This window comes from Streptomyces flavotricini (assembly GCF_020639365.1).
Lineage (GTDB): Bacteria > Actinomycetota > Actinomycetes > Streptomycetales > Streptomycetaceae > Streptomyces > Streptomyces flavotricini.
Genome location: NZ_JAINUL010000001.1, coordinates 7,119,355 through 7,140,300, shown reverse-complemented (window position 1 = coordinate 7,140,300; position 20,946 = coordinate 7,119,355). Strand labels below are relative to the sequence as shown.

The window sequence follows — 20,946 nt, the reverse complement described above, 5'->3', positions numbered from 1 at the left end:
GGATGTCCGTCACCCGTGCGGGGTCAATTTCGGCTCCGGGTTTTCGCAACGGGGTCCTCGCACAGCAGAGTTGCGCGAGTGCATCCATCGCGAACCACGACGAAACTGCTGCTCGGAGTCGCCTGCGCCGTCTCGGCCGTCTCCGGCTGCGTGAATGTGACACCCGCCCCGATGCAGCCGGCGGCCGCCCCCGGGACCGCGGCGCCGCCGCGCCACGAGCCGCGCGGCGGACCGGGCGCCGTGCCGGTGGAGGTCCAGGCACCCGCCCTGGAGGCCCTGAAGGCCGTTCCGGGGCGGTCCGCGCAGTCGGCGGCGCCCGTCGGGGGCACAGCGGCCGCGCCGCGCGGGGCGGAGGCTCCGGCAGGCGCGGCGGGCATGTCGGGCGCGGCCGCCGAGGGGGCCTCACGGGCCGTCCCGCCGGTGCCGGACATCCCCGAGCCGCACCGGCCCTCCCGGCGCGCCCCGGGGGGCGAGAAGGGCCGTACGGAGCGGCCAGGGACGGAGGCCGGAGTTCCGCGCCAGCTGATGAAGGAGCTGCCGGTCCGGCCCGCCGACGTGTGCGCGCTGGGCCGCCGGCACGGGCGGTGGCACCCGGACAGCCCGGAGGCCCGTATCTGCGCGGGCGTCCACGACGGCTGAGCGGCCGCCGGACTTCCGGTCCTCCGGGCCGCTACGGGTGCTGCTCCGGGAACGGCCGGTGCCCCCTGCCCGGTTCCGCAGCCAAGCGCCGCTCCAGCCTGGCGATGGCCGCCCGTACGCCGTTCCCGTACCCGTCGTCCGACAGGGCCCCGGTGGCGGCCCGGGCCCGGGCCAGGTGCAGCCGGGCCGCATCGGGCCGCTGGAGCTTCACGTAGTCGGCGGCCAGGTTGAGGTGCAGCGACGGATAGAACACGCGCACCGCCGGATGGGGCTCGTGCTGCGCGGGCAGACCGTCCCGCAGCCCTCGCCCGAGCCCGTCGGCGGCGGTCAGGGCCCGCAGGTCCCAGGCCAGTTCGTCGGCGGGATCGTCCTGGGCGTCGGCCATGTAGTGCGCGAGCGTGCAGCGGTGGAGCGTGTCGCCGTCCTCGCCGATCTCGCTCCAGATCTCGCCGAGCCGGTTGCGGGCCTCCTCGCGGTCACCGGCGTGCAGCAGGATGACGGCCTGGCCGATCCTGGTCATGACGGCGTCCTCCGACGCCTCCTGCTGCTCCGTCACGGCGGCCTCCGGCTTGCTCTGCCAGACCTGCTCCGGTCTGATCGTCACGACGCTAACCGGAGGCGCCGGTTCTGGCGCCGAGGCGCGGTGGGACGTCAGCCCAGGTCCGGGATCGTCCAGTCGATCGGCTCATGGCCCTGCGCCGCGACGGCCTCGTTGATCTGCGTGAAGGGCCGGGAGCCGAAGAACTTCTTGGCCGACAGCGGGGAGGGGTGGGCCCCCTTGACGACGACGTGCCGCTCCTCGTCGATGAGCGGGAGCTTCTTCTGCGCGTAGGCGCCCCACAGGACGAAGACGGCCGGGTCGGGGCGGTCGGCCACGGCGCGGATCACCGCGTCGGTGAACTTCTCCCAGCCCTTGCCCTTGTGCGAGTTGGGCTCGGCCTCGCGGACCGTGAGGACCGCGTTGAGCAGCAGGACGCCCTGCTCGGCCCACGGCATCAGGTACCCGTTGTCCGGGATGGGGGTGCCCAGCTCCGCCTGCATCTCCTTGTAGATGTTGCGCAGGGAGGGCGGGGTCTTGACCCCGGGCCGCACGGAGAAGCACAGGCCGTGTCCCTGGCCGGCGCCGTGGTAGGGGTCCTGGCCGAGGACCAGGACCTTCACCTGGTCGAACGGAGTGGCTTCCAGGGCGGCGAAGACCTGCTCGCGGGGCGGGTAGACCGGCCCGTTCGCCCGCTCCTTCTCGACGAACTCGGTGAGCTCGGCGAAGTAGGGCTTCTCCAGCTCCTCGCCGAGGACGGGGAGCCAGGACTCGGGCAGCATCTGGGTCACGTCTACAACCTCCGGTACAAGTTTCGCGCAACTGCGTCGTGCAACAGGTCCAGAACTTACCGGGAGCCACTGACAACGCCGCATCCGCGGGCGCCCGGAGGCACCTGCGGATGCGGCGTGGGTACGGCGGGCTCAGGGTGGGCGGGCCGGCTACCAGCTGGTCTTGCGGTAGAGCTCCCACATCTGCATGGCGGTCTGCGGGTCGAGGGCCCGCTCGGCGCCGGCGATGTCCTCGCGGGCGGCGACGTACAGCTTGCCCTGCCACAGCGGCAGCAGCCGGACGTCCTCGGCGAAGATCTGCTGGGCCTGCTCGAACTCCCGCACGCCGGCCGAGCGGTCGCTCTCGCGGCGGGACTTGGGCAGCAGGTCGGTGAGGATCTCGTTGGGCTCGTACGGGGTGCCGACCGCGTTCTCCTTGCCGACGAACGGCGCGATGAAGTTGTCCGGGTCCGGGAAGTCGGGGAACCAGCCGCGGCCGAAGACCGGGTACTCGCCGTTCTTGTAGCCGACCTGGAACACCTTCCAGGGCTGGCCGCGCAGGGTGACCTTGAAGAGGCCGCTCTCGTCCAGCTGGCGCTTGAGCTCGGTGAACTCGTCGGCGGTGGAGGCGCCGTAGCGGTCGGTGGTGTACCAGAAGGTCAGGTCCACCGGCGTGGGGATCCCGGCGTCCTTGAGGAGCTTCTGGGCCTTCTTGACGTCGGCCTGGCCGTACTTGTCGTAGAACGGCGTCTTGTGGCCCACGACCCCCTTGGGGACCATCGAGTACAGCGGTTCGGCGGTGCCCTGGTAGACCTTGGAGACGATCGCTCCGCGGTCGACGATCTGGGCGATCGCCTGGCGCACGGGCAACTTGGCGACCTGCGGGTCCTTGGGGTTGAAGACCAGGTAGCGGATCTCGGCGCCGACGTTCTCGACGACCTGGACGCCCTCCGCGTGCGCGGCGGGGGTCTGCAGGTCCTTGATCTCGGGGGCGGAGAGGCCGCGGTAGGTGGCGTCGATCTCCTTGGCCTTGAGCGCGGCGACCATCTTGGTGGAGTCCGCGAAGTAGCGGATGGTCACGCCGTCGTTGCGCCGGTTCGCGAAGCCGTCGTAGGACGCGTTCTTGCCCAGGACCGCCTCGCTGCCCTCCTTGTACGAGTCGAGCACGAACGGGCCGGAGCCGGTGATCTTGCCGTCCTCGCGGACCTTGTCGGCCGGGTAGTCCTTGGGCGCGACCAGTGAGGCGGCCGGCGAGCCGAGGACGAAGGGGAAGGTGGCGTCCGGCGTCTTCAGGTGGAAGACGACCGTCAGCGCGTCCGGGGTCTCGATCTTGTCCAGGCTGCCGAAGAGGTCCTTCGGGCCGGTCTGGGAGTTGATCGTCCGGATCCGGTCGAGGGAGTGCTTGACCGCCTTGGCGTCGAGCGGCTCGCCGTTCGAGAACTTCAGGCCCTTCTTCAGCGTGCAGCGGTACGACTCGTTCGCCGAATCCGTGAACTCGCAGGTCTGGGCGGCGTCGGGCTGGGGCTTGGTGGAGCCCGTCGGGAATGCCAGCAGGGTCTGGTAGACGTTCCGGTACAGCTCCCAGGAACCGTCCCAGGCCGCGGCGGGATCGAGGGTGCTCGGGGCGCTCGTCGTGCCGACGACGATTCTCTTCGCGGTGTCACTGCTGTCGTCCGAAAGCAGACCGCATCCGGCGAGCAGGGATATGGACGCAAGGGCTGCAGTGATCTGCAGGCATCTGGTCCGGATGAACACGTGCACGCTCCTCGATCAGCCAGGGGTGCGGCAGACCCTACCGCAGTGCCTCACAAATCCAATGGGCAGGTTTCATGTGACACTTGACCGATTTCGTGCATGTTAGGTACGCATTTGCCTCCCCCTGGGAGGCAAATGCGTCCGATTATCGATCAGTGGACCCCGGCATTGAGGAACATTCCCCCGTCAACGATCAGAGTTTGGCCAGTGATCCATTCCGCTTGTGCAGATGTAAGAAAAGCCGCCGCTCCGCCGATGTCCTCCGGCAGCCCCAGCCGGCCGAGCGGATAGGCCGCCGCGGCCTCCTGCTCCCGGCCTTCGTAGAGCGCCTGCGCGAACTTCGTCCTGACCACCGCGGGGGCGATCGCGTTGACCCGGACCCGGGGCGCCATCTCGTGCGCGAGCTGGAGGGTGAGGTTGACCATGGCGGCCTTGCTCATCCCGTACGCGCCGATGAAGGGCGAGGCGGAGACGCCGGCGATGGACGCGATGTTCACGATCGCGCCGCCGTTGTCCTTCTGCCAGGCGTGCCAGGTCCGCTGGGCGAACCCGAGCGCCGAGATCACGTTGGTCTCGAAGACCTTGCGCGCGACGCCGAGGTCCAGGTCCGCGATGGGGCCGAAGACCGGGTTGGTCCCCGCGTTGTTGATCAGGAAGTCGACGCGGCCGAAGGCTTCCATCGTCCGCTCGACCGCGACGGCCTGGTGGGCCTCGTCGTGGGCCTTGCCCGCGACCCCCATCACCCGGTCCGCGCCGAGCGCCTCGACGGCCTCCTTCAGGGCGTCCTCGTTGCGCCCGGTGATGCACACCCGGTCGCCGCGGGCGACGAGCGCCTCGGCGATGCCGTAGCCGATGCCCCGGCTGCCTCCGGTGATCAGCGCGACCTTGCCGCTGTCCGCCGCTCGCTCCGTGCTGTTGTCCGTCATGACCTGCGCCTGCCTCTCGTCAGTTGAGCGGGCCGCCGGCCACGTACATGACCTGGCCGGAGACGAAGCCGGCGGCCTCGCCCGTGAAGAAGGCGATCGCGTTGGCGATGTCGTCCGGGCGGCCGACGCGCTGGACGGGGATCTGGGTGGCCGCGGCGGCTTGGAACTCCTCGAAGCCCATGCCCACGCGCGCGGCCGTCTGGGCGGTCATCTCCGTGACGATGAAGCCGGGGGCGACGGCGTTGGCGGTGACGCCGAACTTGCCGAGCTCGATGGCCAGGGTCTTGGTGAAGCCCTGCAGACCGGCCTTGGCGGCGGAGTAGTTGACCTGGCCGCGGTTGCCCAGCGCCGAGCTGCTGGAGAGGTTGACGATGCGGCCGAACTTGGCCTCGACCATGTACTTCTGACAGGCCTTCGACATCAGGAACGCACCGCGCAGGTGGACGTTCATGACGGTGTCCCAGTCGTTCTCGCTCATCTTGAAGAGCAGGTTGTCGCGCAGCACGCCCGCGTTGTTGACCAGGATGGTCGGCGCACCCAGGGTGTTCGCGACGCGCTCGACGGCCGCCTCCACCTGCGCCGCGTCGCTGACGTCGCAGCCGACCGCCAGGGCCTTCCCGCCGGCTGCCGTGATCGCCTCGACGGTGTCCTTGCAGGCCGCCTCGTCGAGATCGAGTACGGCGACCGCCCGGCCCTCGGCGGCCAGGCGCACGGCGGTGGCCGCGCCGATGCCCCGGGCCGCCCCGGTCACGATCGCGACGCGCTGCTCGGTGGTGGACATGGTGGATCTCCTCGCCCTCGGAATCCTCGTCAGCGGCTCCCCATGGGTGAGCAACCGCTTAGTAGCTTCAGCTGAGGAGACGCTAGGAGCCCTGGCACCCGGTGTCAACGGCACTGGGTGTCAGGGCTCCACAGGGCGTGGCGGCCGCCGTGCGGATCACCGCACGGATGGCCGTACGATCAGCGGACCAGCAGATCGAGCAGCCGTTCCACCTCGGCCTCCGGGTCGGCCGTCAGGCCGGTGTGCACCGGGCCGGGCTGCACCACCGTGCTGCGCGGGGCGATCAGCCAGCGGAAGCGGCGGCCCGCGTCGTCGCCCGCCGCCTGGCCTGCCCGCTCACCGCCGCTGCACACGCCCGCCACGGCACGCAGGGCCGCCCGTACGCCCGCCACGTCGGCCTTCGGGTCCAGGGCGAGGAGCTTGGCCTCGTCCAGGTGGGTGCGCGCGGCCACGTACGAGCGGGCCCGGCAGTAGACGATCACGCCGGCGTTGAAGCACTCTCCGCGCTCCATCCGGGGCACCACGCGCACCAGCGCGTACTCGAACACGTCCCGCTTGGTCACTCGTTGTCGCTCTTGTTCTTCCGGGGGCGGGGGTCGAGGCGGTCGGCGATCCAGCCGGGAGGGCCCGACCGGGGCTTCACCTCGGCCTCCATGGAGATCCTCTCGTGGATCGTGGCCGCGCGCGGCAGCAGCACGTCCACGTAGGCGCGGCGCAGCGCGTCGGTGGAGTCGAAGCCGGGCTCGTCGACCAGCCACTCGTCGGGCACGTCGGCGACGACCTCTTCGAGGAGTTCCCCCGTCACCAGGGGCGCGAGCGCGGCGGCGGCCGCCGCGACGTCCGGGCCGAAGGGGGCCAGGACGTGGTCTGAGGCGTTGTACGGCTTGGCCGCGGCGCTCTGGGCGGTGGGCCAGTTGTGGTGCCAGATCATGGTGGCACCGTGGTCGATGAGCCACAGGTCCCCGTGCCAGACCAGCATGTTCGGGTTGCGCCAGGACCGGTCGACGTTGTTGATCAGCGCGTCGAACCAGACCACGCGCCCCGCCTCGGCCGGGTCCACCTCGTACGCGAGGGGGTCGAAGCCGATCGACCCGGGCAGGTAGTCCATCCCGAGGTTGAGCCCTCCGCTGGCCTTGAGCAGCTCCTGGACCTCCTGGTCGGGCTCGCCGAGCCCGATCACGGGGTCGAGCTGCATCTGCACCAGCCGCGGCACCCGCAGGCCCAGCCGCTGGGCCAGGCGCCCGCAGACGACCTCGGCGACCAGGGTCTTGCGCCCCTGGCCGGCTCCGGTGAATTTCATGACGTAGGTACCGAGGTCGTCGGCCTCGACGATTCCCGGCAGCGAGCCGCCCTCACGCAAGGGCGTGACGTAACGGGTCGCGATCACTTCGGACAGCATCCGCCCAGGTTACGGGGGCCGGCCCGTGGGACACCCCATTTTTCAGGGGCGAGCCCACTGCCTCAGCAGCGCGTCGGCCGTGGTGATCGTCGCGACGAGCGCCAGGGCGTTGCGGATGACCTCGGCGGTGTACGCGGTGGGCACCCCCGCGATGGCGTCGGAGGGCACGACGACGCGGTAGCCGAGGTTCACGGCGTCGAAGACGGTGTTCGGGATCGCGATGTTCGAGGAGACCCCGGCAACGACGAGGGTGCGGATGCCGAGGTTGCGCAGGAGTGCGTCCACGTCGGTGCCGGCGATCGGGGAGAGCCCGTGCAGCCGTCGGACCACCAGGTCGGTTTCGGCCACCTCGATGGGAGCCGCCACCTCCACGGCCCGGCTTCCCGACAGCTGGCGGACGGGCAGCTTCCCGGCGGCCCGGAACAGCCGTGCGTTGTCGTTGGCCGCCAGCCCGTCCGGCCGCCGCTCGGCGATCGCGTGCAGCACCTGCACGCCGGCCCCGCGCGCGGCGTCGACCAGCGCGGCCACCCGCCCCAGCATCCCCGAGTCCCGGGCCTCCTTGGCGAGTTCGGGCAGGGCACTCTCCTCGCCGACGACGCCGTTCTGGCATTCGACGGTGAGCAGCGCGGTGGTGGCGGGATCGAGTTCCGGCATGGCTCCCCCTGGCGTGGCGGCGATCGATCCCGCATGATTCCTGACACTCAGTCAGATGTGAAGGGGTGCGGTACGGATGGACGGATCACAGCGGCGGGGCCGCCGCATCATGATGACCGACGCGGAAGTGGACGCCTTCCTGCGCGAGCAGCGCACCTGCCGGGTGGCGACCGTCTCGGCGGACGGCCGTCCGCACGTGGGCGCCCTGTGGTTCGCCTGGGACGGCACCTCGCTGTGGCTGTACTCGATCACGCGCAGCCGGCGCTGGTCGGACCTGCGGGGGGACCCGCGCATCTCGGTGGTCGTGGACGCGGGCGAGGCGTACGACGAACTGCGCGGGGTCGAACTCTCGGGCAGCGCCGTCTTCGTGGGCGAGGCCCCGCGCACGGGCGCGCCCTGTCCGGAGCTGACCGAGGCGGAACGGCTCTTTCCGGCCAAGAACTTCGGTCTCGAGGAGATGCCGCACGACGGCCGCCACGCCTGGATCCGCCTCACCCCGGAGTCGATCGTCTCCTGGGACTTCCGCAAGCTCTGACGTGCCGGGCTCCTACTCCACCGCGGTGGCGGCCTGCCCCAGCGCCTCCACGGCGGCCCGGATCGAGGGCCGCCGGTCCGCGTCCGCCCGCCAGACGGCGTACACGTGACGCCGGACGGCATCGCTCACCGGCAGCAGCCGGACCCCGGCCGGCACCGGGCCGCGCCCGAGCCTGGGCGCCACGCACACCCCGAGCCCAGCTTCCACGAAGGCCAGCTGGGTGTGGTGCTCCTCGGCGATGTGCGCGATGCGCGGCTCGATGCCGGTGCCGCGCAGCGTGTACACGAGCCACTCGTGGCAGAACTGGCCCTCGTTCCAGGAGATCCAGTCGTCGTCGGCGAACTCGGCCAGCGAGATCCGGTCTCGGTCGGCCAGCCGGTGGCCGGCCGGCACGGCGATGTCGCAGGAGTCGTCGAGCAGGTGCGCCCGCGTGAGCTCGGCGGGGACCGGCATCCGCTTGTTGTGCCAGTCGATGGCCAGCGCCAGGTCGAGGTCCCCGCGGACGACCGCCGCCATGCTGTCCTCCGGCTCCTGCTCCCGTACCCGGGTGCGCAGTTCGGGGTGCCCGGCACGCAGGGCGGTCAGCGCCTGGGGCAGCAGCCCGCGCATGGCGGTCGGGAAGGCGCCGATCCGCAGCTCGCCGACGGCGCAGCCACGCTGGGCCTCCACGTCGGCCTGGGCGAGCTCGACCTGGGAGATGATCCGGGCGGCGTGATCGGCGAGCAGCCGTCCGGCGTCGGTGAGCCGGACCCCGCGCCCGTTCTTGGCCAGCAGCGGCTGGCCGACCTCCCGCTCCAGCTTCGCCATCTGCTGGGAGACCGCGGAGGTGGTGACGTGGAGCCCGTCGGCCGCTCCGCTGACCGAGCCGTGGCGGGCGAGGGCGTCGAGGGTGCGCAGGCGCTCCAGGTTCAACATGTAAGCGATGCTACGCCGTCACTGTGAAGAAATCTCGCTTGTCCTACGTAGTTGAGCAGAGCAGAGTTCTCCTCATGAGCGCACCCGCCACCCCTCGCCCCACCACCGGCCCCACCCTCTCGCCGCCGGTCACCACCGCCCGCACCGCCCGGGTGGACTGGCGGATCCGCTTCGCGGTCCTCTCGGTGGTCTGGGGCTTCAGCTTCCTGCTGATCAAGGTGGGCACCGAGGCCTACGCCCCGTTCCAGGTGGCCCTCGGCCGGGTGCTGTCCGGGGCGCTCGCCCTGCTGGCCGTACTCCTGGTCCGCCGCGAGCCGCTCCCCCGGGGCCGCCGCACCTGGGGCCACCTGTTCGTGGCGGCGCTGCTGCTCAACACCATCCCCTTCTCGCTGTTCTCGTACGCCGAGCTGAGCATCCCGTCGAGCCTGGCCGGGATCTGCAACGCCACCTCGCCGCTGTGGGGCATGGCGCTGTCGCTGGTGGCCCTCTCCGAGGACCGGCCCACGCGCCGCCGCTTCGCCGGCCTGGGCCTGGGCTTCCTCGGCGTCCTGACGGTCCTCGGCGCCTGGCAGGGCTTCTCGGGCATCGACGCCAAGGGCACCGCGCTCGCCCTGCTCGCCTCGCTCTCGTACCCGGTCGGCTGGATCTACGTCCGGCGCACGCTGGCCTCGGTCCCGGGCTCGCCGGTGGCGCTGACCGGCGCGCAGCTGATGCTCTCCACGCTCCAGCTGCTGGTGGTCAGCGCCCTGTTCACCTCGGCCCCCGCCTCCTTCCCGCTCTGGCCGACCCTGTCGGTGGTCGCGCTGGGGGCCCTGGGCACGGGGATGGCCCTGCAGATGCAGTACGGACTGGTGACGGAGGTCGGCCCGACCACGGCCCAGATGGTCACGTATTTCATCCCGGTCATCGCCACCACGGCCGGCGTCCTGATCCTCGGCGAACAGCTCCACTGGAACACCCCGGTGGGCGCGGCGATCGTCCTGGCGGGCGCGGCCCTGACCCAGACCCGCCGGCGGTAGCCGGCGGGGCGGGGGCGCCTACCCGCAGTCGCCGAGGATCGGCCCGGAACCGTCGGGCGTGTTGGTGGTCCACGGCGTGCACGGCTCCAGCAGGATCGCCACGACGTCGAGCATCGCGACGACGAAGGCCAGGAGCCCCAGCCGGGTGTCCTGCGTCCACGCTGTCCCCCTGATTGTTCCCGAGCGACCCGACTTCGCCCGTACGTGCGTTTGCGTCAGCAACACGGCGAGCCTTCGAGGCTGGCGAAGCGGGCGGCGATCCGGGAGGGTCCTGCGCGGCCGGGTACGTCAGTCGAAGCGGCCGCCCGTCGTGCGGCGGACCGACGCGGCCACCGCCGCCGCGAGCCCCGGCACCTCGCCGGGCTGCACGCCCGACACCGTGATCCGCACGCCCGGCCCCGAATCCACCCGGAACCGGCTGCCCGGGGCCACCGCCCAGCCCGCCGCCAGCAGCCGCGTCACCGCGCCCGTCTCGTCGGCGACCGGCACCCACACGTTCATCCCGCTGCGCCCGTGCGCCGGCACGCCCCGCTCCCGCAGCGCCGCGACCAGCGCGTCCCGCCGCTCCGCGTAGGAGCGCGCGACCGCCGTCCGGTCCACCGCCTCCGCGGTCCACAGCTCGACCACCGCGTACTGGAGCAGTCGGCTCACCCACCCCGGGCCCAGCCGCTGCCGCCCCCTTACCCGGTCCAGGGTCACGGCGTCGCCGGTCAGCACCGCCAGCCGCAGGTCCGGCCCGTACGCCTTCGCCGTGGACCGGACCAGCGCCCAGTGCCGGGTCACCCCGCCCAGCGAATGCAGCGGAAGGTCCACGATGGCGTGGCCGTGGTCGTCGTCGACCACCAGCACCTCCGGATGCCGCGCCAGCACCGCGCGCAGCTGCGCCGCCCGCTCGGCGCCGACGGCCGCCCCGGTCGGGTTCTGCGCCCGCGCCGTGACCAGCAGCGCCCGCGCGCCCTCCGCCAGCACCCGCTCCACCGCGGAGACGACCGGTCCGTCGTCGTCCACCGCCACCGGGACCACCCGCAGCCCGAGTGCCGCCGCCAGGTCCAGTACGGACCCCCAGCCCGGATCCTCGATCGCCACCGCGTCCCCCGGCCGCAGGTGCGCGGCCAGCACCCGCTCGATCCCGTCCAGTGCGCCCGAGGTCACCCCCACCGGCCCGGCGGGAACACCGTCGGCGTCGAAGTCCGCCCGGGCCAGCCTCTCCAGCTCCGGCACCACCGGGTCGTCCCCGTACAGCGTGGGCGCCTGCGCGTACCGTCGGGCGGCCCCGGCCAGGGCCGCCTCCAGCGCCGGCAGCAGCCGCACGTCCGGATTCCCGGACGCCACGTCGCGCGCGCCCGGGGGCACCGCCACCCGCAGCTCGTCGCGCGGGGCGCTCGCCGGCCGGCCCCGGACCCGGCTGCCGCGCCGGCCGTCGGTCTCGATGACCCCGCGCTCGCGCAGCGTCCGGTACGCGGCGGCCACGGTGTTCGGGTTCACCCCGAGCACCCCCGCGAGCTCGCGCATCGGAGGCAGCAGCGCTCCGGGAGCCAGCGCGCCCGATCCGACGCCCGCCTCGACACTCGCCGCGATATCCGATGCGCGACGCCCTGTGATCCGATACTCTCCTAGCACAAAGTCGAGTATGCACTAGTACAACGGAGAACGCACCATGACCGCCACGACCGACACGCAAGAGATGCCCGAGACGGACGGGGCGACCGGGACGACCGGCGGCGGCTACGAGCCCACCGCCCGCACCGTCCCGAGCCGCTCCCGCGAGCGGGCGCGCTACGACCGCGAGACGGTGCACTCGATACTCGACCAGGCCTACGTCTGCCACCTCGGCTTCGTCCGCGACGGCGCCCCGGTGGTCCTGCCGACCCTGTACGGGCGGGTGGGCGAGACCCTCTACGTCCACGGCTCGACCGGCTCGCGCCCGCTGCTGGCCGCAGGCCAGGCCGACCCGGGGCTGCCCGTCTGCCTGACCGTGACGCACGTGGACGGCCTGGTGCTGGCGCGGTCCGCCTTCCACCACTCGATCAACTACCGCTCGGTGATCGTGCACGGCACCGCGTACCAGGTGACCGACGAGGCCGAACGCCGGATGGCCCTCGACGCCCTCGTCGACCACGTGGTCCCGGGCCGCTCGGCCGACTCCCGGCCCGCCAACGCCAAGGAGCTCGCCGCCACCGCGGTGATCCGCCTGGACCTGAACGAGGTGTCGGCGAAGCTCCGTACGGGCGGCCCCAACGACGAGCCCGAGGACATGGGCCTGCCCTACTGGTCGGGCGTGGTCCCGGTCGCGCCGGTGCACGGCACCCCGATCCCGGCCGACGACCTGGCCCCCGGGATCGCCACCCCGGACTACCTCGCAGCGCTCTGAGCCCCGCGAGACTCACCGGACTCACGCGGCTCGCGCGGCTCACCCAGCTCACCTAGCTCACCTAGCTCACGCGGCTCACGGGCGGGCCGGACCTCCGGCCCGCCCACAGGGCCGTCCCCGGTCCTGCCCGCCTCCGCCGCGATCAGCGCACCCACCGCGGTCAGCAGCAGTACGGTGCCCAGCACCACGGCACCGGTCAGCCGCTCCCCGAGCACCAGGACGGCGATCACGGCCGCGCTGACCGGCTCGATCAGCATGATCACGGACACGGTCGCGGCCCGCACCGCGGCGGCCCCGGTGAAGTACAGCGCGTACGCCAGCGCCGTCGGCACCGTGGCCACGTAGACCAGCAGCCACAGCACCCGCCCGAGCTCGGCGGTGTGCGGGACCAGCCCCTCCGCCGCGGCGAGCGGCAGCAGGCACACCGTGCCCACCGCGACCGACCAGGCGGTGGTGATCAGCGGATCCCCGCCCGCCCCGCGCCGCCCCAGCCAGCGGGCCCGCAGGGTCATCCCGGCGTACCCGGCGGCCGACAGCAGGGCCCAGCCCACACCGAGCGGCCGCACCTCGCCGCCCCCGCCGCCCCCGCCGCCCAGGACGAGCACGGCGAGCCCGGCGAGCGCCCCGGCCACGGCGGCCGCGCCGCCCCGGCCGAGCCGCTCGCCCATCCAGTACCGCGCCCCGACCGCGATCAGCACGGGCCCGGCACCGAGGGTGACCACCGTGCCGACCGCCAGGCCCGTCTCGCGCACGGCGCCGAAGTACGCGGACTGGAACAGCGTGAACATCAGCCCGGTCCCGATGAGCGAGGCCACCGAAGGCCGCGCCGCGGCCCGGGCGGCGGCCGCCGCGCCCCGTGGCCGGCGTACGGCGAGCACCCCGAGCAGCACCACCAGCCCGCCGGCGCACCGCCAGAACGACAGGGCGAGCGGGCCGAGGTCACTGGCCAGGAAGAGGAGGGAGGCGGCCGCCCCGGCGGTGCCCCAGGCGGCTCCGGCGACGACGAGGTACAGCAGACTGCGCCCTGAAGCGGGCGAAAGGTTCGACACGTGTGTGCTCCGCGCATGCGTGAAGGATGAAAGGGAAGGTCATCGCTTCGCGGGCAACGCGGACCCGCCCGGGAACTCCCCGGGGCCGGATCCTCTTCGCAGGGGCAGCTGCCCGCGGCTACGCGGCGGGAGGCGGAAGCACGGTCGAATGCACGATCGCCACCCTAGGCCTTCGTCGTCTCGCGGTCCAGGACGACCGGCTCCGGATCGGCCGCCCCCGGCGGGGTGGGCCTTGCCGACTGCGCGATGAAGGCCCCGCCCAGCACCAGCGCACCGCCGATGATCTGCGGGGTCGAGAGGTGCTCGTTCAGCAGGATCCAGGCGAACACCGTGGCCACGACCGCCTCCAGACAGGCCACGACACCGGCCACCTGCGGCGAGAGCTTGCGCACCGAGACCACGCCGGTCAGGTAAGCGAAGACCGTCGCGATCAGCACCACCCAGCCGAGCAGGACCCACGCGGGCACCCTCATGTCCCCCATCGCGGCGAACCCGCCCAGCACCTGCCAGTCGATCTGCCACGGCCGGGCGATCACCGTCATCACCAGCGCGCCGATGAGCATGCCGTACGCGATCACGCCGATCGGGTCGGGCACGGCGTCCTCGGCCGCGCCGTCCGCGCCGTGGTCGGCGAAGACGAAGTAGAAGGCCTGGCAGCAGGCCGCGGCGAGGCCGAGCAGCACACCGAGGGGGTCCAGGCTCAGACCGGACCAGATCTCCACCACGCAGGCCAGCCCCACGACGGCGACGGCGGCGCCGGCCGCGGCGGCCCGGGTCACCGGCTTGCGCTGCACGAAGCGGATCCAGCCGAGCAGCAGCGCCGGGCCGAGGTACTCCAGCAGCAGGGCCACGCCGACCGGGATCCGCGAGAGGGAGGCGAAGTAGAAGGCCTGCACGCCCGCGACGGCGACGATGCCGAAGCCGGCGAGCAGCAGGGGTTTGCGCAGCAGGAGGCAGCGGTGGCGCCAGGCCAGCGGGGACAGCACCAGTGCCGCCCCGGCCACCCTGAGCCAGACCATGTGGAGCGGGTCCAGACCCGCCTCGATCAGCGGCTTCGCCGCCACACCGGAACCACCGAACGCAACGGCCGAGACGAGCGCGAGGCCCAGTCCGGCGTTCTTCCCTGACGCTTGCATCCGGCCATCATGGCAGGGCCGGTCAGGACCGTCACAGGCGTGACGCCTGTTGAGACGGATCCGAGACCGGGAGTGACCGGGCCGATGGTTTCTGACAGGTCGTCAGTATTGAATGTTCCGCCCGCCGGGGCTACCTTCCGCCGCACGTACCCGACGAGAAGGGGTGGCCGCATGGCCGAAGTGACCGCGGAATCACGCATCGAGGCGTCCGCCGCGAAGGTCTGGGCCCAGCTGACGGACTGGGCGGCGTACGGCGAGTGGAGCATGACCCACACCAATTTCCCCAAGGGCGGACCCGAGACCCTCGCGGTCGGGGCGACCTTCGTGGAGAACATGAAGATGATGGGCTTCCCGGCCGAGGTCGCCTGGACCGTCTCGGAGCTGGAGGACGAGCGCCTCTTCGCCATCACGGGCAAGGGCCCGATGGGCGTGGCCATCCTCACCCGGTACACCCTCGTACCCGACGGCGCGGCCACCACGGTCCGCATCGACGGGGAGTTCAACGGGGCCGCCGTCTCCCTCATGGCGGGCAAGCTCAAGGACTCGGCCACCGCCGCCCTGAACGAGTCGCTCCGCAAGCTCGCCGGCCTGATCGCCTGACCGACCGCCCCCGGCGGGTACCCGGATACGGCTGCGCGCCCCGCGAGAGGACTCGCGGGGCGCGCCGTTTCGTGCGGCCGGCCGGCTCAGTGCTCGTCGGCCAGGATCAGGTAGAGCTTCTTGCGGGCGTCGTTGACGACCGCGAGGGCCTTCTCGCGCTGCTCGGGCGAGCCGGTCTTGAAGACCTGGCCGAAGGCCTCGAAAAGGCCGATCCCGGCCGTGCGGACCTCGTGCATCGCCTCGAAGTCGAATCCGCGCCCGGCGTCGACCCAGGGGGCCTCCGAGCCGGACTCGGCCTCGGTGCGGCCGGCGTCGGTGAGCGTGAACAGCTTCTTGCCGCCCTCGCTCGCGCTGGAGATGAGCCCCTCGTCCTCGAGCAGCTGGAGGGTCGGGTAGACCGATCCCGGGCTGGGCTTCCAGGCCCCGCCGCTGCGCTCGCCGATCTCCTGGATCATCTCGTAGCCGTGCATCGGCCGGTCCTTCAGCAGCGCCAGGATCGAGGCGCGCACATCTCCGCGCCGGGCCCGTCCGCGCGGTCCGCCGCGCCCGCCGCGCCCGCCCCAGGGGCCGCCTCCGAAGGGCGGTCCGAACGGGCCGAAGGCGGCGCGGCGCCCCTTGAACTCCTCCCGACGATCGGGCCCGCAGTGGCCGTGGCCCCGGCCGTGCTCGTGTTCGTGCTGTCCGTGTGAACGCATGACTGCGCTCCTTTCGTCTTTCGGTTCCACGTCATCGCTCTTGCGATGCCCCAACTATCGCTGACCCATCGCGATGCGTCAACGATATATCGGAAACTCGTACCGAACGCGCGCGTGACCAGGCCAGTCATCCGCGATTGGCCTTTGTCGGCGATCAAGAAGCGGCCCTACCGTCGATCCATGCGCCTCCGAATCGTCGACGCCTTCACCGACCGCCCCTTCCGCGGCAATCCCGCCGGGGTCCTCCTCCTCGACGGCGAGTTCCCCCCTGACACCTGGCTCCGGCAGGTCGCCGCCGAGGTCAACCTCTCCGAGACCGCCTTCGCCCGCCCGCTGCCGCCCGGCGGGGACGCCGACTGGGCCCTGCGCTGGTTCACCCCGACCGCCGAGGTCGACATGTGCGGCCACGCCACGCTCGCCACGGCGCACGTGATCGCGACGAGCGGCCTGGCCACGGGGCAGATCCGGTTCTCCGCGCGGTGCGGCGTCCTCACGGCCCGGGCCGCCGAGGACGGCACCATCACGATGGACTTCCCGACGTCCACGCTGACCCCGGTGGAGGCTGAGCCCGCCGTGCTCGGCGCCCTCGGCGCGGAGATCAGGTCCGTCCACGACACGTCCGAGCACATCGGCGACCTGCTCGTCGAGCTGGCGGACGAACGGGCCGTACGGGAGCTCACCCCCGACATCGCCGCTCTGCGCGGCCACGCCCGCCGCGGAGTGATCGTCACCGCGGCCGCCGAGGACCCCTCGCGCGGGTACGACTTCGTCTCCCGCGGCTTCTTCCCGGCCTTCGGGATCGACGAGGACCCCGTCACGGGCAGCGCCCACACCGCGCTGGCCCCGTTCTGGGCCGCACGGCTGGGCCGCACCTCGCTCGTCGGCCTCCAGGGCGGGGCGCGCACCGGCCGCGTCGCGGTCCGGCTGGCCGGCGACCGTACGCTCCTGACCGGCAACGCGGTCACCGTCATCGACGGCGAACTGCTGGCCCGCCCGTAGGGGTACGCACGGTCCCGTCTACGGGGTCGGCAGCCAGCCCACCTTGCCCGCGAGGAGGGCGTACCCGCCGAAGGCCACGATGTCGAGCAGCGCGTGCGCGACGACCAGCGGCGCAACCCGGCCCCAACGGCGGTAGGCGAGGACGAAGACGGCGCCCATCACCATGTTGCCGAGGAAGCCGCCGATGCCCTGGTAGAGGTGGTAGGAGCCGCGCAGCACCGAGCTGGCCAGCAGCGCGGCCGTCGGCGACCAGCCGAGCTGGTCGAGCCGCCGCAGCAGGTAGGCCAGCACGATGATCTCCTCCACCACCGCGTTCTGCAGGGCGGAGAGGATCAGTACCGGGAACTTCCACCACACGTCGGGCAGCGCCTCCGGCACCACCGTGAGGTTGAAGCCGCTCGCCCGCGCCGCCAGGTAGAAGGCCAGCCCCGCGCTCCCGATCCCGGCCGCGACCAGGGCTCCGCGCCCCAGGTCCCAGCCGGGCCGGGAGCGGTCGAAGCCCAGTGCCCGCAGCCCCGGAACGCCCTCCCGGGTCAGCAGGTGGGCGACCAGCAGCACCGGCACCAGCGCGGTGCCGATGCCGAAGAGCTGCCAGGCCAGGTCCAGCCAGGGCCGGCCGGGGGCGTACGAGCCGTTGAGCGTGGCGGCCTGGTCCTTGAGGCCGCCCGGCTTGGTCAGCGAGCCGATGAAGCTGATCAGCGAGGAGACCGCGCTCGCCCCCAGGGACAGCGCCAGCACGAGCAGCGTCTCGGTGCGCAGGAGCCCCCGCCGCCCGTCCTCGTGCAACGCCTTGACCACCGGCTCCGGATCCGCCCGCACGTCCGACTCCCGTCCCGCCGTTCCGCTTCGTCCACCCCATACTGCCTCTTCTGAGGGGGAAGGGGATCACCGGACCCGGAACACGGGCGGAGCCGCCGGTTCGGCGGGCCGGCGGCCCGCGGCGGTGCGGCGCCGCACCGGTTCAGCGGCGCGCCGGAACCGCCGCGCTCACCTCCTCGTCCGCCAGTCCGACCGGCCAGGTGTGCACGGGGTCGCCCTTGTGCATCAGCTCGCTGTAGCGCCGGGTGATGGCGGCCAGCGCCTCGTCCCTTTCCATTCCGGACGCGAGCGCCCGGTGGTAGGTGTCCACCTGCCAGGTCGCCCCGTTGACCCGCCGCTGACAGCGCTCCTCGATGATGCCGAGGTAGTGGTCCCGGTCGGCGGGCTCGATGCCCCACGCGTCCAGCCCGGCCGCCGCCATCGGCAGCAGCTCGTCCAGGACCAGGCGTACGGCCGACACGCTGGCGAGGCCGCCGCCCCGGCCCCGGCGCGGCCAGCGCAGCCGCGCGTCGATCCCGTACCGGCAGGCCGCGTCGAAGTTGGCCTCCGCCTCGGCGAACGGCAGCCGCGTCCACACCGGCCGCTGCTCGTCGGCGAGCGTCCGGACGAGCCCGTAGTAGAAGGCGGCGTTCGCCACCACGTCGGCGACCGTCGGCCCGGCCGGCAGCACCCTGTTCTCCACCCGCAGGTGCGGGATCCCGTCGGCGACCCCGTACACGGGCCGGTTCCACCGGTAGACCGTGCCGTTGTGCAGGACCAGCTCCTGCAGGCTCGGCACCCCGCCCTCGGCGAGCACCCGCAGCGGCTCCTCCTCGTCGCAGATGGGCAGCAGCGCCGGGAAGTACCGGACGTTCTCCGCGAAGAGCTCGTACGCCGACTCCACCCAGCGCTCCCCGAACCAGGTCCGCGGCCGCACCCCCTGGGCCTGAAGCTCGGGCGGCCGGGTGTCGGTGGCCTGCGTGAAGAGCGGCGGCCGCGACTCCCGCCACAGCTCGCGCCCGAACAGGAACGGCGAGTTGGCGCCGACGGCTATCTGTACGGCGGTCACCGCCTGCGCCGCGTTCCACACGTCGGCGAACCGGGCCGGCGTGACCTGCAGGTGCAGTTGCACCGAGGTGCAGGCGGCCTCCGGCACGATCGACCCGGTGCTCCAGGTGAGCCGCTCGACCCCGTCGATGTCGAGCAGGAAGTCCTCGCCGCGCATCATCAGGATCTGCTCGTTCAGCAGCGAGTAGCGGTCCACCGCGGACAGGTTGGCGGTGACCAGGTCGGAGCGGGTGATCGTCGGCAGGATGCCGATCATCACGACGCCGGCGTCGATCTCCGCGGCCTGCCGGTGGGCATAGCCGAGCCCCGCGCTCAGTTCCTCGGCGAGCCGGTCGAATACCCGGCCGCCGAGCCGGTGCGGAAGTACGTTGACCTCAAGGTTGAACATTCCGAGTTCCGTCTGGAAATCCTGGCTCGCTATCCGCTCCAGAACCTGGGCATTCACCATTCTCGGCAAACCGTCGGAACCCGCCAGATTCAGCTCGATCTCCAGTCCCATCATGTTCTTGGGTCGATCGAACCTCTTCTCCGCCAGAAGCCGCTCCAGCCCCTCCAGGCACTCGTGGAGCTTCCTCCGATACTTCTGCCGATCGGACAGGTCGAATCCGCCCGCCACGACCTTCTCCCCCATCGGAGCGTCCCTCCTCGATTGCGCCTGGCCCATGCCACCCAGGCGCGCGTGTACGGTCGATGATGCCCCGGAGGCGAGATCGATAACGCCGAGGGGGCGTGCGTGGCGGGGAGCGCGCGCCGGTTTGGCCGAAGGGCGCTATGGCACATTCACCTGGCAAGACGTCGTATGCAAATCCCGCATGGGTTTTGCCGGTTCCGGATAATGGACGCTTTCCAGCCGAGCCCCCATCCGGTAACCTCCGAGGTCAGCGCGACATGTTCGCGCGCAACCGGCATGAAAGCCATGTCAGCGGGACCGGTAAGCCCCTTGTCGGCAATAGGCGGGACAGCTAGCCGAAACACTGCGTGAACACATGTCGTATAAACTCCGCAAACGAGGCAGAGAGTTGGCGCGCGGCCATTGCCCCTCAGCCCCCCTCTGGCCCCAAAATGCGACAGCGCCGTCCGCACCTGCCCCGTTCCACAGGTCTCCCAAGTGAGAGGCGACCCACCATGCCGCTGCATGTCCCTCCGGCTCCCGCGCCCGCCCTGCGCAGCGTCCTCGCGGCACTCGGTTCCCCCACCGCCGTCCACGAGGCGCACACTCCGGCCCTGCGCGCGCTGCAGGGCCCGATGACCGCCGAACTGCCGCTGCCCGTCCACGTCCTGGACCGGCTGAACATCTCCCAGCTGGCAGCGGGGGGCCGCCCGCCCCGCACCCGGCTGACCGCCTGGCGGTTCCTGATCCGCAGCGGCGACCGCTACGTCGCCGCCGCGGACACCCGGCTGACGCCGGACGGCTGGGTCTTCTCCCATTTCTTCGAGGGCCCCTACGTCGCGGCCACCGAACGCGCCCTGCGCCAGGCGGAATCGCTCGGCAAGAGCTACCAGCCGCGGCTACTGTCCGTACCGGAGCTGTACATGCTGACGCTGTGGCTGCACGGGGCGGTCGGCGCCGATGCCTCCGCCGGACTGCCGGCCGCCGCGGACCTGCTGGTTCCGCTGGCTCCGGCCCCGCCCGGCATCGCTCCGTACCGGCCGCACCCGGTGTCCGAACTGCTGCCCGTGATGACGCACCGGCTCACTCCGTCGAGCCCGCCGGTCCCGCCGTCGCTGGCCGCGCCGGCCGCCTGAGCGGGGTCCGGACCGCGGCGCGGCGGGTCTGAGCAGGTGCGTTCCACGCTGCTGGTCCATACTGCCCATTCGGCCTAGCCCAGTCGGGCCACCCCCGAACCATCCGAATTGACAGGGGAGTTGACCTGAACCGCCCGCACGAGTGATGCGTCATCAATCTATGAGGACAGCTGCCGGGAAATCCCTGCGGACGCAACTCCGGAGGGCAACACTGGGACCCTGACCAAACCAAGACGTTGATACGGGGGGCGGCCATGAACAAAGCATCGAGCCGCAGCACACAGACCACACCGCAGCGAAAGAACGCATCCATGTGCCAGCACCAGCCAGCGTGCCCGTCAGCCGACTCCGCCGACCGGGAGGCCGCCAAGCCGTTGGCCAACCACCCGGAACAGGGCTGGAGCCTGCTGTGCAACGGCGTCCTGCTCTTCGAGGACACCGGTGAGCTGCTGCCGGACGGCCAGATCATCGCCCCGCACCGCCCGCTCGCGGCGGCGCAGGTGATGAAGGCGGCCTAGTCGGCAACAGCACTGAACGGGAACGGAGCAGAAGA

General features: G+C 72.1%; 24 protein-coding genes. 8 read left to right on the top strand and 16 right to left on the bottom strand.

Annotated elements, in window-relative coordinates:
* Positions 1-78: 78 nt before the first annotated feature.
* Positions 79-639, top strand: coding sequence for a hypothetical protein (locus K7B10_RS32645; RefSeq protein WP_229342191.1), 561 nt, complete (start codon positions 79-81; stop codon positions 637-639).
* Between the two features lie 31 nt (positions 640-670).
* Here the strand turns inward: K7B10_RS32645 and K7B10_RS32640 are convergent, their stop codons facing one another.
* The 8 genes from K7B10_RS32640 to K7B10_RS32605 all read right to left on the bottom strand — a co-directional run bounded on the left by K7B10_RS32640 (position 671) and on the right by K7B10_RS32605 (position 7,462).
* Positions 671-1,195, bottom strand: a complete 525-nt coding sequence (locus K7B10_RS32640) for a hypothetical protein (RefSeq protein WP_229345583.1) — start codon at positions 1,193-1,195, stop codon at positions 671-673.
* Between the two features lie 95 nt (positions 1,196-1,290).
* Positions 1,291-1,959, bottom strand: a complete 669-nt coding sequence (locus K7B10_RS32635; RefSeq protein WP_229345580.1) for a uracil-DNA glycosylase — start codon at positions 1,957-1,959, stop codon at positions 1,291-1,293.
* A gap of 159 nt (positions 1,960-2,118) precedes the next feature.
* A complete protein-coding gene (locus tag K7B10_RS32630) occupies positions 2,119-3,702 on the bottom strand; it encodes an ABC transporter substrate-binding protein (RefSeq protein ID WP_229342189.1) in 1,584 nt (527 codons plus the stop codon).
* A 152-nt stretch (positions 3,703-3,854) separates the two neighbouring features.
* The gene (locus tag K7B10_RS32625; protein WP_229342187.1) at positions 3,855-4,628 is read right to left on the bottom strand and encodes an SDR family oxidoreductase; all 774 of its coding nucleotides are present in this window, start codon (positions 4,626-4,628) and stop codon (positions 3,855-3,857) included.
* A 19-nt stretch (positions 4,629-4,647) separates the two neighbouring features.
* Positions 4,648-5,409, bottom strand: a complete 762-nt coding sequence (gene fabG, locus K7B10_RS32620) for a 3-oxoacyl-ACP reductase FabG (protein ID WP_229342168.1) — start codon at positions 5,407-5,409, stop codon at positions 4,648-4,650.
* A gap of 179 nt (positions 5,410-5,588) precedes the next feature.
* A complete protein-coding gene (locus K7B10_RS32615; RefSeq protein WP_030860788.1) occupies positions 5,589-5,972 on the bottom strand; it encodes a DUF3037 domain-containing protein in 384 nt (127 codons plus the stop codon).
* Positions 5,969-6,808 (bottom strand): HipA family kinase, encoded by an 840-nt coding sequence (locus tag K7B10_RS32610; RefSeq protein ID WP_030860790.1) that lies wholly within the window; start codon positions 6,806-6,808, stop codon positions 5,969-5,971. Before K7B10_RS32610 ends, K7B10_RS32615 begins: the two co-directional genes overlap by 4 nt.
* 42 nt (positions 6,809-6,850) lie before the next feature.
* The gene (locus K7B10_RS32605; RefSeq protein ID WP_229342165.1) at positions 6,851-7,462 is read right to left on the bottom strand and encodes a cysteine hydrolase family protein; all 612 of its coding nucleotides are present in this window, start codon (positions 7,460-7,462) and stop codon (positions 6,851-6,853) included.
* A 76-nt stretch (positions 7,463-7,538) separates the two neighbouring features.
* Here K7B10_RS32605 and K7B10_RS32600 point away from each other — a divergent pair, with 76 nt between their 5' ends.
* Positions 7,539-7,997: a pyridoxamine 5'-phosphate oxidase family protein gene (locus tag K7B10_RS32600; protein ID WP_229342163.1), complete on the top strand. Its 459-nt coding sequence runs from the start codon at positions 7,539-7,541 to the stop codon at positions 7,995-7,997.
* 12 nt (positions 7,998-8,009) lie between these two features.
* On the opposite strand, the gene K7B10_RS32595 is transcribed toward K7B10_RS32600, so the two are convergent.
* Positions 8,010-8,912, bottom strand: coding sequence for a LysR family transcriptional regulator (locus K7B10_RS32595; RefSeq protein ID WP_229342160.1), 903 nt, complete (start codon positions 8,910-8,912; stop codon positions 8,010-8,012).
* 74 nt (positions 8,913-8,986) lie between these two features.
* Between K7B10_RS32595 and K7B10_RS32590 the strand changes: the two genes are divergently transcribed.
* A complete protein-coding gene (locus K7B10_RS32590) occupies positions 8,987-9,931 on the top strand; it encodes a DMT family transporter (RefSeq protein WP_229342141.1) in 945 nt (314 codons plus the stop codon).
* A gap of 18 nt (positions 9,932-9,949) precedes the next feature.
* Here K7B10_RS32590 and K7B10_RS32585 read toward each other — a convergent pair whose 3' ends face one another.
* Positions 9,950-10,156, bottom strand: coding sequence for a hypothetical protein (locus K7B10_RS32585; RefSeq protein ID WP_229342138.1), 207 nt, complete (start codon positions 10,154-10,156; stop codon positions 9,950-9,952).
* A 63-nt stretch (positions 10,157-10,219) separates the two neighbouring features.
* Complete coding sequence (locus tag K7B10_RS32580) at positions 10,220-11,551, bottom strand: aminotransferase class I/II-fold pyridoxal phosphate-dependent enzyme (protein ID WP_229342136.1); 1,332 nt, start codon at positions 11,549-11,551, stop codon at positions 10,220-10,222.
* Positions 11,552-11,615: 64 nt separating this feature from the next.
* On the opposite strand from K7B10_RS32580, the gene K7B10_RS32575 reads away from it, so the two are divergent.
* Positions 11,616-12,302, top strand: coding sequence for a pyridoxamine 5'-phosphate oxidase family protein (locus tag K7B10_RS32575; RefSeq protein ID WP_229345578.1), 687 nt, complete (start codon positions 11,616-11,618; stop codon positions 12,300-12,302).
* Here K7B10_RS32575 and K7B10_RS32570 read toward each other — a convergent pair.
* Both K7B10_RS32570 and K7B10_RS32565 read right to left on the bottom strand, forming a co-directional pair.
* Positions 12,284-13,351, bottom strand: a complete 1,068-nt coding sequence (locus K7B10_RS32570; RefSeq protein WP_229342127.1) for a DMT family transporter — start codon at positions 13,349-13,351, stop codon at positions 12,284-12,286. The two genes, K7B10_RS32575 and K7B10_RS32570, sit on opposite strands and share 19 nt — an antisense overlap.
* Positions 13,352-13,515: 164 nt before the next feature.
* Positions 13,516-14,487 (bottom strand): EamA family transporter, encoded by a 972-nt coding sequence (locus K7B10_RS32565; protein ID WP_229342125.1) that lies wholly within the window; start codon positions 14,485-14,487, stop codon positions 13,516-13,518.
* Between the two features lie 171 nt (positions 14,488-14,658).
* Here K7B10_RS32565 and K7B10_RS32560 point away from each other — a divergent pair, with 171 nt between their 5' ends.
* Positions 14,659-15,087 carry a type II toxin-antitoxin system Rv0910 family toxin gene (locus K7B10_RS32560; RefSeq protein WP_229342122.1) on the top strand — a complete coding sequence of 143 codons (429 nt, stop codon included), beginning with the start codon at positions 14,659-14,661 and terminating at the stop codon, positions 15,085-15,087.
* Positions 15,088-15,173: 86 nt separating this feature from the next.
* Here K7B10_RS32560 and K7B10_RS32555 read toward each other — a convergent pair whose 3' ends face one another.
* Positions 15,174-15,782: a PadR family transcriptional regulator gene (locus tag K7B10_RS32555; RefSeq protein ID WP_229342120.1), complete on the bottom strand. Its 609-nt coding sequence runs from the start codon at positions 15,780-15,782 to the stop codon at positions 15,174-15,176.
* A gap of 180 nt (positions 15,783-15,962) precedes the next feature.
* On the opposite strand from K7B10_RS32555, the gene K7B10_RS32550 reads away from it, so the two are divergent.
* Entirely contained in the window at positions 15,963-16,781 is an 819-nt protein-coding gene (locus K7B10_RS32550; RefSeq protein ID WP_229342117.1) for a PhzF family phenazine biosynthesis protein, read from the top strand.
* Between the two features lie 18 nt (positions 16,782-16,799).
* Here K7B10_RS32550 and K7B10_RS32545 read toward each other — a convergent pair whose 3' ends face one another.
* Both K7B10_RS32545 and K7B10_RS32540 read right to left on the bottom strand, forming a co-directional pair.
* Positions 16,800-17,600 carry a CPBP family intramembrane glutamic endopeptidase gene (locus K7B10_RS32545; RefSeq protein WP_229342112.1) on the bottom strand — a complete coding sequence of 267 codons (801 nt, stop codon included), beginning with the start codon at positions 17,598-17,600 and terminating at the stop codon, positions 16,800-16,802.
* 142 nt (positions 17,601-17,742) lie between these two features.
* On the bottom strand, positions 17,743-19,278 hold the full coding sequence (locus tag K7B10_RS32540) for a glutamate-cysteine ligase family protein (RefSeq protein WP_229342109.1): 1,536 nt from the start codon (positions 19,276-19,278) through the stop codon (positions 17,743-17,745).
* Positions 19,279-19,772: 494 nt separating this feature from the next.
* Here K7B10_RS32540 and K7B10_RS32535 point away from each other — a divergent pair, with 494 nt between their 5' ends.
* A complete protein-coding gene (locus K7B10_RS32535; RefSeq protein ID WP_229342086.1) occupies positions 19,773-20,393 on the top strand; it encodes a hypothetical protein in 621 nt (206 codons plus the stop codon).
* A gap of 311 nt (positions 20,394-20,704) precedes the next feature.
* Positions 20,705-20,911 (top strand): DUF5999 family protein, encoded by a 207-nt coding sequence (locus K7B10_RS32530; protein WP_308284656.1) that lies wholly within the window; start codon positions 20,705-20,707, stop codon positions 20,909-20,911.
* Positions 20,912-20,946 lie beyond the last annotated feature (35 nt).

Excerpts from the sequence above, each read along its gene's own strand:
- K7B10_RS32530 (WP_308284656.1), top strand. The coding sequence starts at position 20,705 with ATGTGCCAGCACCAGCCAGCGTGCCCGTCAGCCGACTCCGCCGACCGG.
- fabG (WP_229342168.1), bottom strand. The coding sequence starts at position 5,409 with ATGTCCACCACCGAGCAGCGCGTCGCGATCGTGACCGGGGCGGCCCGG.
- K7B10_RS32635 (WP_229345580.1), bottom strand. The coding sequence starts at position 1,959 with ATGCTGCCCGAGTCCTGGCTCCCCGTCCTCGGCGAGGAGCTGGAGAAG.
- K7B10_RS32565 (WP_229342125.1), bottom strand. The coding sequence starts at position 14,487 with ATGCAAGCGTCAGGGAAGAACGCCGGACTGGGCCTCGCGCTCGTCTCG.
- K7B10_RS32560 (WP_229342122.1), top strand. The coding sequence starts at position 14,659 with ATGGCCGAAGTGACCGCGGAATCACGCATCGAGGCGTCCGCCGCGAAG.
- K7B10_RS32555 (WP_229342120.1), bottom strand. The coding sequence starts at position 15,782 with ATGCGTTCACACGGACAGCACGAACACGAGCACGGCCGGGGCCACGGC.
- K7B10_RS32575 (WP_229345578.1), top strand. The coding sequence starts at position 11,616 with ATGCCCGAGACGGACGGGGCGACCGGGACGACCGGCGGCGGCTACGAG.
- K7B10_RS32595 (WP_229342160.1), bottom strand. The coding sequence starts at position 8,912 with ATGTTGAACCTGGAGCGCCTGCGCACCCTCGACGCCCTCGCCCGCCAC.
- K7B10_RS32625 (WP_229342187.1), bottom strand. The coding sequence starts at position 4,628 with ATGACGGACAACAGCACGGAGCGAGCGGCGGACAGCGGCAAGGTCGCG.
- K7B10_RS32600 (WP_229342163.1), top strand. The coding sequence starts at position 7,539 with ATGGACGGATCACAGCGGCGGGGCCGCCGCATCATGATGACCGACGCG.
- K7B10_RS32550 (WP_229342117.1), top strand. The coding sequence starts at position 15,963 with ATGCGCCTCCGAATCGTCGACGCCTTCACCGACCGCCCCTTCCGCGGC.
- K7B10_RS32590 (WP_229342141.1), top strand. The coding sequence starts at position 8,987 with ATGAGCGCACCCGCCACCCCTCGCCCCACCACCGGCCCCACCCTCTCG.
- K7B10_RS32540 (WP_229342109.1), bottom strand. The coding sequence starts at position 19,278 with ATGGGGGAGAAGGTCGTGGCGGGCGGATTCGACCTGTCCGATCGGCAG.
- K7B10_RS32610 (WP_030860790.1), bottom strand. The coding sequence starts at position 6,808 with ATGCTGTCCGAAGTGATCGCGACCCGTTACGTCACGCCCTTGCGTGAG.
- K7B10_RS32605 (WP_229342165.1), bottom strand. The coding sequence starts at position 7,462 with ATGCCGGAACTCGATCCCGCCACCACCGCGCTGCTCACCGTCGAATGC.
- K7B10_RS32535 (WP_229342086.1), top strand. The coding sequence starts at position 19,773 with ATGCCGCTGCATGTCCCTCCGGCTCCCGCGCCCGCCCTGCGCAGCGTC.